General features: G+C 69.7%; 9 protein-coding genes. 6 read left to right on the top strand and 3 right to left on the bottom strand.

All coding sequences use genetic code 11. The annotated features are described in order from the left end of the window. Positions 1–20 precede the first annotated feature (20 nt). Together nhaD and AAIL17_RS15310 are read right to left on the bottom strand one after the other, a co-directional pair. On the bottom strand, positions 21–1,406 hold the full coding sequence (gene nhaD / locus AAIL17_RS15305) for a sodium:proton antiporter NhaD (RefSeq protein WP_424683718.1): 1,386 nt from the start codon (positions 1,404–1,406) through the stop codon (positions 21–23). 76 nt (positions 1,407–1,482) lie between these two features. Beyond that, positions 1,483–2,928 (bottom strand): MFS transporter, encoded by a 1,446-nt coding sequence (locus AAIL17_RS15310; RefSeq protein ID WP_424683719.1) that lies wholly within the window; start codon positions 2,926–2,928, stop codon positions 1,483–1,485. Between the two features lie 198 nt (positions 2,929–3,126). On the opposite strand from AAIL17_RS15310, the gene rnk reads away from it, so the two are divergent. After that, positions 3,127–3,534 carry a nucleoside diphosphate kinase regulator gene (gene rnk / locus AAIL17_RS15315; RefSeq protein WP_424683720.1) on the top strand — a complete coding sequence of 136 codons (408 nt, stop codon included), beginning with the start codon at positions 3,127–3,129 and terminating at the stop codon, positions 3,532–3,534. A 5-nt stretch (positions 3,535–3,539) separates the two neighbouring features. On the opposite strand, the gene AAIL17_RS15320 is transcribed toward rnk, so the two are convergent. Further along, positions 3,540–4,160: a phosphatase PAP2 family protein gene (locus tag AAIL17_RS15320; protein WP_424683721.1), complete on the bottom strand. Its 621-nt coding sequence runs from the start codon at positions 4,158–4,160 to the stop codon at positions 3,540–3,542. A 116-nt stretch (positions 4,161–4,276) separates the two neighbouring features. On the opposite strand from AAIL17_RS15320, the gene ligA reads away from it, so the two are divergent. The 5 genes from ligA to AAIL17_RS15345 all read left to right on the top strand — a co-directional run bounded on the left by ligA (position 4,277) and on the right by AAIL17_RS15345 (position 9,552). Continuing rightward, positions 4,277–6,661, top strand: coding sequence for an NAD-dependent DNA ligase LigA (ligA, locus tag AAIL17_RS15325; RefSeq protein ID WP_424683722.1), 2,385 nt, complete (start codon positions 4,277–4,279; stop codon positions 6,659–6,661). Next, entirely contained in the window at positions 6,658–7,050 is a 393-nt protein-coding gene (locus AAIL17_RS15330; RefSeq protein ID WP_424683723.1) for a VOC family protein, read from the top strand. Before ligA ends, AAIL17_RS15330 begins: the two co-directional genes overlap by 4 nt. Further along, entirely contained in the window at positions 7,047–8,006 is a 960-nt protein-coding gene (gene epmA / locus AAIL17_RS15335) for an EF-P lysine aminoacylase EpmA (RefSeq protein WP_424683724.1), read from the top strand. Before AAIL17_RS15330 ends, epmA begins: the two co-directional genes overlap by 4 nt. A 69-nt stretch (positions 8,007–8,075) precedes the next feature. Next, positions 8,076–8,240 (top strand): LiaI-LiaF-like domain-containing protein, encoded by a 165-nt coding sequence (locus tag AAIL17_RS15340; protein WP_424683725.1) that lies wholly within the window; start codon positions 8,076–8,078, stop codon positions 8,238–8,240. A gap of 25 nt (positions 8,241–8,265) precedes the next feature. Next, the gene (locus AAIL17_RS15345) at positions 8,266–9,552 is read left to right on the top strand and encodes an MFS transporter (protein ID WP_424683726.1); all 1,287 of its coding nucleotides are present in this window, start codon (positions 8,266–8,268) and stop codon (positions 9,550–9,552) included. Positions 9,553–9,599 lie beyond the last annotated feature (47 nt).

Here is a 9,599-nt window from a genome sequence, read left to right on the forward strand (position 1 = left end):
GTTCGCTTGGTCCGGCAGGCTCAGCTGCCGTTGAGGGCCAGGTGCAGGGCGATGCTCGCCACGTAGCCGAGCGCGATCGCCCAGCTCCAGCGCAGATGCCGCATGAAGGTATAGCGCCCGCCGGAGGCGCCCATCAGCGCCACGCCGGCGGCCGAACCGACCGAGAGCAGGCTGCCGCCGACGCCGGCCGTCAGGGTGATCAGCAGCCACTGCGCCTCGTCCATTGGCGGATTCATCTGCAGCACCGCATACATGATCGGGATGTTGTCGATCACCGCCGAGAGCACGCCCATGGCGGCGTTGGCAACGGTGGGGCCGAGCGCCCCGTAGACGGTGTGCGAGGCCAGCTCCAGGTAGCCCAGCGCCGCCAGCCCGCCGACGCAGCCGAACACGCCGTAGAAGAACAGCAGCGTGTCCCATTCGGCGTTGGCGATGATGCGGAAGATCGAATAGGGCTCTTCCTCGGTGCCTTGCGCCAGCGCGTAGCGTCGCTGGCTGCGGTCGATGCGCGAGGCCAGCAGGTTGAGCAGCGCCAGGCCGGTGAGCATGCCGTAGGCGGCCGGCATGCCCAGCCATTGCTTGCCGGCCACGGTGATCGCGATGGTCAGTGCGAAGGTCAGGCAGATGCCGATGCCGCCGGGTTTGACGTGCACGCGTCCGGGCAACGATTCGGGCAGCCCTTTCGGCAGCGCGAAATGCATCGCGACGGCCGGCACCAGCCAGTTGACCAGGGACGGCAGGAACAGCCGGAAGAAATCGAAGAATTCCGCCTTGCGCGCCTGCCACACCATCAGCGTGGTGATGTCGCCGAACGCGCTCCACGCTCCGCCGGCGTTGGCCGCGACCACCAGGTTGATCAGCGCCAGCGTGGCGAAGCGTGCCTGCCCCCCGCCCACTGCAAGCACCACCGCCGACATCACCAGCGCGGTGGTGAGGTTGTCCAGCACCGGCGAGATGAAGAACGCGATCGCGCCGGTGATCCAGAACAGCGCGCGATAACCCAGCCGGCGCCGGGTGAGTTCGGCGCGCAGCGCCTCGAACACGTTGCGCTCGCCCATCGCGGTGACGTAGGTCATCGCCACCACCAGGAAGAAGAAGATCTCCGCGTACTCCAGGAACATCGCCTGGAAGGCGTCGCTCGCGGCCGCGGGGCCGCCGGCGCCGCCACGGGTCTGCCATGCGATCAGGCCCCAGATCAATGCGGCCGCCAGCATCACCGGCTTGGACTTGGCGATCCGGATGTGCTCCTCCAGCACCACTGCCACATAGGCGAGCACGAACAGCGCCAGCGCCAGGGCGCCGACCGGATGGCCGGTCAGATGGAAGTTCGCGCCGGCTTCTGCCGCTGCGGCCGGGATGGGGAGGCCGCAGGCCAGTGCGGTGGTGAGAAGGAGGAACGAACGCATCGACGGCTTCCAGGGGAACGCCGCCAAGCCTATCAGGCAAGCGTCGGCGGGTTGACCTCCGCCGTTGCCCGCGGGATCAGGCGGCTGCTTCCTGGCGTGCCGGCCGATCGGCCTCGAGCCGGCCGAACACGCGGCTGGCCGAGGCGGTGACCACCGCCAGGATCAGCACCGTCCATCGGAACGCGGCCACGTAGTCCGAATGCGCATGGCCCTGCAGCAGCGACTCCATCAGCAGCGTCGCCAGCGCGATGCCGAAGCTCATCGATAGGTACTGCGCGGTGGAGGCCATCGACGAGGCCATCGAGGCGTGCTTGATGTCCAGGTCGTGGTAGATCAGCGTGTTCATCGCGGTGTATTGCATGCCGGCGAAACTGCCGTAGAGGAACACCATCACCGCGATCAGCCACATCGGCGTGGTGCGCCCGAACAGCGCGAACGACGCCAGCAGCAGGGCGACGAGCAGCGTGTTGCCCAGCAGCAGCCGGCGATAGCCCAGCCGCGCCAGCGCGCGGTTGACCAGCCACTTGGCGCTGATCGAGCCGAGCGCCTGCGGCACCATCATCAGGCCCGCCAGCAGCGGCGACCAGCCGCAGCCGACCTGCAGGAACAGCACCAGCAGCAGGAACATGCCGGAGATGCCCAGCCGCGTGAACAGGTTGCCCGCCAGCGCCACCCACACGCTGCGTACCTTCAGCAGCGAGAGGTCGGCCACCGGGAACTGCGTGCGCCGGCTGTGCCAGACGTAGATCACGCCGATCAGCAACGCCAGCGCCGTGCACTCGCCGATGCGCGCCCACACCACGTGCTCGGCGCCGACCAGCTCCGAAGCGGTGAGCAGCAGCGCCGAGGCGGCGCCGAACAGCAGGAAGCCGAGCAGGTCGAAGCGGTTGGCGTGCCGCATGCGGTAATCGGGCATGTCCTGCTTGTTCATCCACAACCCGGCGATGCCCACCGGCACGTTGAGCAGGAAGATCAGCCGCCACGAGGTGAACTCCACCAGCGCGCCGCCGAGCAGCGGTCCCAGCACCGAGCCGAGCAGGCCGAAGGTCGCCACCGTGCTCATCACCGCCACGAACTCGCGCTTGGTGATGCTGCGCACCAGCACGTAGCGGCCGACCGGCATCAGGGCGGCACCACCGACGCCCTGCATGACGCGCGCCGCGACCAGTTGCGGCAGGGTCTGCGAGATGCCGCAGAACAGGGAGCCCAGGCCGAACACCGCGATGGCCGCGCCGAACACCCGCCGCGTGCCGAAGCGGTCGCACAGCCACGGGCTAGCCGGGATCAGGATGGCGAGGGTCAGCACGTAGCTGGTCAGCGCGCTGCGCATGCCCAGCGGCGTGACGCCGAGCGCCTCCGCCATGGCCGGCACGGCCGTGTTGACGATGGTCGAATCCAGCGCCTGCATGAAGAACGCCGCGGAGACCAGCCAGATCAGGCCGCGGTAGCGTTCGCGCGAGGACTCCTCCACCGGCGCGCCCGCATCGAGGTCGGGGGCGGGCGTGAAGGTATCGTTCGGCATGGGTGCGCATGATAAGGGCCGCGTTGCCTTTGGGGCGTGGATGGAGGCACGCCGCGATGGATTCCTTTTCGCCGCAAGGCTTGCCTTTTCGTCGAAACGCCACCAGATTCCTTTGAAAGCCTCCGTTTCCCGGCGCAGGCAACCATTCCCGAGCAAGCGTGCGCCGGCCTGTCCGGCGCCTTTTCCATGGAGAAACCCATGAACCGGCCCGCCATCGTCTTGTCCCGCCTGGATGTGGAACGCATCGAGAACCTGCTCGATCGCCTTCCCGCGGCGGAGGCCCGGCAACACGAGTCGCTGCGCTCGGAACTGGAGCGGGCGGAAGTGCGCGAGCCCAACGACATGCCGGCCGACGTGGTCACCATGAACTCCACCGTCACCTTCAGTGAGGACGGCACGGGCGAGCGGATCACCATCTCGCTGGTCTATCCGGCCGCAGCCGGCAAGCCGGGCACGGTGTCCATCCTGGCGCCGGTCGGCAGCGCGCTGCTGGGGCTGGCCTGCGGCCAGGAGATCGACTGGCCGATGCCGGGCGGCCAACCGCGCCGCCTGCGCGTGGTGGAGATCAACTACCAGCCCGAGTCGGCGGGCGACCTGCATCGCTGAGCACGTCAGGGCCTGAAGTGGTGGACGTAGCCCACGCTCAGGCCGCCGGGCAACCAGCCGACGACGAGCGACGAGTCCCGGTGCGCGGCCCATAGGCCGACGCCGGTGCCGATCGCCGCGCCGACCAGCACGTCGCTCTGCCAATGGGCATGCACCTTCATGCGCGCGACGGCGTCGTAGGCGGGCAGCAGCGCCAGCGCGTAGACGGCCGGATGCTCGTCGCCGTAGTTGGCCATGAAGGGCGTCACCGCTGCCGACAGCGCGGCCACCTCGCCGCTGGGGAAGCTCTGTCCGTGGCCGGTGAAGAAGCGGCCGGGATCATCCGTCTGCGAAGGGCGCTCGCGACGGAAGGTGTACTTGAGCGCCTGCGTGCCCACGCCGGTGACGACCATGGCATCGATCGAGCGCCAGAACGTGTCGCCCAGCCTGTCGTGGTCGCCCAGGACGAAGGCGCCGGCGCCGATCGTGACCATCGAGCCGTACAGCAGCGCCTTCTGGTTGCTGCGTTTCCAGATGCCGCTGTTGTCGTAATGCAGGCGATGGTCGATGCCGAGCGGGCCACCGCTGGCGCAAGCGCTGCCCGCGGCCAGGAAAAGCAGGCAGCCGAACCACTGGAACGGGCGCATGGCCCACCTCCCGCGGCGGTGGGGGTACCGTCGGCAGCGGCACGGTAGCGCTGCGCCCTTTCGGTTCCCTTAGCGGCCACGTTCCGGGTGGACAGGCCTGTCGCTACACTCCCGCCATGCATCCGACTACTCCCGAATGGCAGGCCCGCGCCGCCGAATTGTGCGAGCGCATCGAACAGGCGAACTACCGCTATCACGTCCTCGACGATCCGGACATCACCGACGCCGAGTACGACCGCCTGATGCGCGAACTGGAGGCGCTGGAGGACGCGCATCCGGAGCTGGCCGGCAGCGAATCGCCCACGCGGCGGGTCGGCGCCCGCGCGCACGGCGGCTTTGCCGAGGTGCGCCACGCGCTGCCGATGCTGTCGCTGGGCAACGCCTTCGAGCAGCCGGGCGACACCGCGCGCGAGCGCTTCCGAGAGATCGCCGAGTTCGAGCGGCGCGTGGAGCAGACGCTCGACCGGCGCGAGCCGGTGTTCTCCGTCGAGCCCAAGCTGGACGGCCTGGCGATCAGCCTGCGCTACGAGCAGGGCGTGTTCGTGCAGGGCGCCACCCGCGGCGACGGCGAGACCGGCGAGGACGTCACCGCCAACCTGCGCACGGTGCGTGCGATCCCGCTGCGGCTGCGCGGCAGCGGCTGGCCGCAGGTGCTCGAGGTGCGCGGCGAGGTGATCATGCTGCGCAAGGATTTCGAAGCGTTCAACGAATACGCCCGCACGCACGGCGACCGGCCGCTGGCCAACCCGCGCAACGGCGCGGCCGGTTCGCTGCGCCAGCTCGATCCGGCGATCACGGCGCGGCGCCGGCTGAGTTTCTTCGCCTACGCGGTGGGCGTGGTCGAAGGCGGCCGGTTGCCGCCGACGCATTCGCAGACGCTGGCGAAGCTGCGCGGATGGGGCTTTCCGATCTCGCCGGAAGCGGACGTCGCGCAGGGCTTCGACGGGCTGATCGCCTACTACGAGCGTATCGGCGCCAAACGCGACCAGTTGCCGTACGACATCGACGGCGTGGTCTACAAGCTCGACGACTACGAAGGCCAGCGCGAGATGGGTTTCGTTTCGCGTGCGCCGCGCTGGGCCATCGCGCACAAGTTCCCGGCGCAGGAACAGAGCACCGTGGTCGAGGCGATCGAGATCCAGATCGGCCGTACCGGCGCCGCCACGCCTGTCGCACGGCTGCAACCGGTGCAGGTTGCCGGCGTCACCGTGACCAACGCCACCCTGCACAACGCCGACCAGATCGCGCGGCTGGACGTGCGCGTGGGCGACACAGTGATCGTGCGCCGCGCTGGCGACGTGATCCCCGAAGTCGTGCGCGTGCAGGCCGAGCATCGCCCCGCCGGCACGAAACCATGGACGATGCCCGCGCAATGCCCGGTGTGCGGTTCGGCGCTGATGCGGGAAGAGGGCGAGGCGGCCTGGCGCTGCAGCGGCGGGCTGGTCTGCCCGGCCCAGCGCAAGGAGGCGCTGATCCATTTCGCCTCGCGCCGCGCGATGGACATCGAGGGCCTGGGCAGCCGCTTCGTCGATGCCCTGGTCGAGCTCGACTACGTGCGTACGCCCGCCGATCTCTACGAGCTGACGGTCGAGCGCTTCGTCGCCATGAAGCAGGCCATCGACGAGCGCGAGGGCACCACGCCAGAAACGGTCAAGGCCGGCAAGATCGCCACCAAATGGGCCGAGAACCTGGTCGCCGGCATCGACGCCAGCCGGCGCACCACGCTGCCGCGCTTCCTGTTCGCGCTGGGCATCATGCACATCGGCGAGAGCACGGCGCGCACGCTGGCGACCTGGCTCGGTCGCCTGGAGATCGTGCGGAGCACGCCGGCCGCCGTGCTGCGGGTGTTGCCGGACATCGGCGACGAGGTCGCTTCCTCCATCGCCGGCTTCTTCGCGCAGAAGGGTAACCAGCGCGTGGTCGATGCACTGCTGGCCGCGGGCATCACCTTCGCCGACGAGGCGCCGCCGTCGCCCAGGCTGCGCGAGAAGCTCGGCCTGGCGGTGCTGCTCGACCATGCCAAGGTGTCCAAGCTCGGTCCGAAAAGCACGCAGTCACTGGTCGAGCACTTCCCCACGCTGCAGCGCCTGCTCGACGCGGGCCCGGCCCACTGGATCACCGCCGGCCTGCCGCAGGCGGCTGCGACCAACCTGGAGGCCTTCCTGGCCGACGAGGCCAACCTCGCGCCCTTGCGCGAGGCCGAGGCCGCCATCCAGCGGCTGCTCGCCGCGGTGCCGCAGAACGAGGCGAGCGCCGCACCGCTGGAAGGCCAGACGGTGGTGCTCACCGGCACGCTGCCGACGCTGAGCCGCGACGAGGCCAAGGAGCGCCTGGAAGCGTTGGGCGCCAAGGTGGCCGGCTCGGTGTCGAAGAAGACCTCGTTCGTGGTGGCCGGCGAAGCGGCGGGCTCCAAGCTGGACAAGGCGCAGGAACTGGGCGTGCCGGTCTGGGACGAGAAGCGCCTGCTGGCCCTGCTGGACGAACACGGAGCGGCGCCATGAAGGGCGTGGTCATGCGCGTGGCGCGCGCCTGCCGCGATATCGACGGGCTGACCCGCCAGTACACCCGCGGCCTGGGGATGGAGGTGCTTTCGTCCTGGCGCGATCACGAGGGCTTCGACGGCGTCGTGCTCGGGCACGCACATGCGCCCTGGCACCTGGAGTTCATCCACGACCGCGCCGCCGCGCCGCCGCCGCCACCGCACGAGGAACAACTGCTGGTGTTCTACCTGGCGGAGCCGGATGAGTGGGAGACCCGCTGCGCCACAATGCTCGCTGCAGGCTTCACGGTCGTGCAGAACGGCAACCCGTACTGGGAGCGGAACGGGCGCACGTTCGTCGACGCCGAGGGCGGCCGCACGGTCCTGAACCGCGGCGCCTGGCCCCGATGAACCCGACATCGGCGCTTGCCGCGCTGCGCCTGCGTGCGGCGCTCTACGGCCTGTTCCGCGCGTTCTTTGCCGAGCGCGGCGTGCTGGAGGTCGAGACACCCATCCTTTCGGCCGCGGGAAACACCGATCCCAACATCGAAAGCTTCACCGCGGCCTTCAGCGGTCACGTCGACGCCGGCGCACGCGAGCGCTGGATGCGCACGTCGCCGGAGTTCCCCTTGAAGCGCCTGCTCGCCGCCGGCGTAGGCGACTGCTACGAACTGGGCCGGGTGTTCCGCAACGGCGAAGCGGGCGGGCGGCACAATCCCGAGTTCACCATGCTGGAGTGGTACCGGGTTGGCTGGGACCACCGGCGGCTGGCGGGAGAGGTCGTGGACCTGGTGCAGGCTGCGCTCGGCCTGGTCGGCCGCCGCGCCAACGTGCGGGTATGCAGCTACCGGGAGCTGTTCCTCGACGGGCTGGGCCTGGACCCGCTCGTCGCGCCACTGGAAACGCTGCAGCGACCGCTGGCCGGATCGAACATCGATCCGGAGGGATTGACCCGCGACGACTGGCTGGATCTGCTCATTACCCACCGCCTGCAGCCGGCGTTTCCGCGCGAACGCGTCACCGTGATCCATGATTACCCGGCCAGCCAGTGCGCGCTGGCCAGGGTCCGCCACGAGGATCCGCCTGTCGCCGAGCGTTTCGAGCTCTACCTCGGCCCCTACGAACTGGCCAACGGCTATCACGAGCTCAACCACGCCGACGAACAGCGCGCGCGCTTCGAACGCGACAACGCCGTGCGCCGCGCCCGCGGACTGCGGGAAGTGCCGATCGACGAGCGGCTGCTGGCCGCGCTCGACAGCCTGCCGGATTGCGCCGGCGTCGCGCTGGGCGTCGAGCGGCTGCTGATGTGCCTGGCCGGCACGGACGCCATCGCCGACGTGCTGGCGTTTCCTTTCGCGGAGGCGTGAGGCCAGGCCGTTGACGGCTGCCGCGCGCATCCGCACAGTGGCCGCTTCCGTCCCCTGCGAGAACGACCGATGCGCCCCAGCGTGCCAGGCATCCTGCTCATCGTCATTGGCGTCCTTTTTCTGCTTCGCAATTTCGGCTTCGAGCTGCACCTGAGCGAGCTGTTCGCAACCTGGTGGCCGCTGGTGCTGATCGCGCTTGGCGTGGGCATGCTGCTCAAGCCGAAGCGTCCCTGAGCGGCCGGCGATGAACGCATCGACGATGTCCCTGGGCGCTGATCGCAGGCTCGGCCGTTCGGACGCGCGCACGCTGGCGCTGGCCGCGCTCGGCGGGGCGCTGGAGTTCTACGACTTCGTGGTGTTCGTGTTCTTCGCGATCCCGCTCAGCCAGTTGTTCTTTCCGCACGACAGCGTGCCCTGGCTGGCGCAGGTGAAGGTCTACGGCATCTTCGCCGCGGGCTATCTCGCACGGCCGCTGGGCGGCATCGTGATGGCGCACTACGGCGACAAGCTCGGGCGCAAACGCATGTTCACGCTGAGCGTGTTCCTGATGGCGGTGCCGACGCTCGGCATCGGTCTGCTGCCGGTGTATGCGCAGGTCGGCATGCTGGCGCCGCTGCTGCTGTTGTTGCTGCGGGTGGTGCAGGGCATCGCGGTCGGTGGCGAGGTGCCCGGCGCATGGGTGTTCGTAGCCGAACACGTGCCGCCGCGGCGGGTCGGCTTCGCCTGCGCGAGCCTGACCTCGGGGCTCACCGTCGGCATCCTGCTCGGCTCGCTGGTCGCGGCCGGCATCAACCGGTCGCTGTCGCCGGAGGCGATGCTGGACTACGGCTGGCGGCTGCCGTTCCTGGTCGGCGGCGTGTTCGGCTTCCTGGCCGTCTGGCTGCGCCGCTGGCTCAGCGAGACACCGGTGTTCGAGGCGATGCACGCGCGGCGCGAGCTGGTCGCCGGCCTGCCGCTGGCGCAGGTGGCGGCACGGCACCGGCCGGCGGTGCTGTTGTCGGTGCTGGTCACCTGGATGCTGACCGCGGCGATCGTGGTGCTGATCCTGATGACGCCGGCGCTGGTGCAGTCGGTGTTCCATGTCGACCCCGCGCGGGCCTTCCTCGGCAACAACCTGGCCTCGTTCGCGCTGGCGGTGGGCTGCCTGTTCTACGGCGGGCTGTCCGACCGGATCGGGCCGGCGCGGACGCTGCTGCTGGGGGCGGGCGGCCTGCTCGTGACCGCGTATGCCTTGTACCTGGACCTGGTGGCGGGCGGCGCGCACTTCGTCCCGCTGTACGCCTTGGCAGGCTTCGCGGTGGGCGTGGTCGGCGTGGTGCCGGTGCTGATGGTGCTGGCGTTTCCGCCAGCCGTGCGGTTCTCCGGCTTGTCGGCTTCGTACAACCTGGCCTACGCGCTGTTCGGCGGGTTGACGCCGCCCTTGATCGGGCTGCTGGTGGGTCGCTTCGGTGCACTGGCGCCTGCACATTACGTGGCGGCGACGGCGCTGCTCGGGATGGCCGTGGCGGCCGTGCTGCTCCGGCGCCAGCGGGCGCCCACTGTGTAGGGTGGGCTTCAGCCCACCGGCTCCATCTCGCATGGTGGGCTGAAGCC

Origin of the sequence: Frateuria sp. YIM B11624, assembly GCF_049727805.1 — a bacterium.
GTDB lineage: Bacteria > Pseudomonadota > Gammaproteobacteria > Xanthomonadales > Rhodanobacteraceae > Frateuria_A.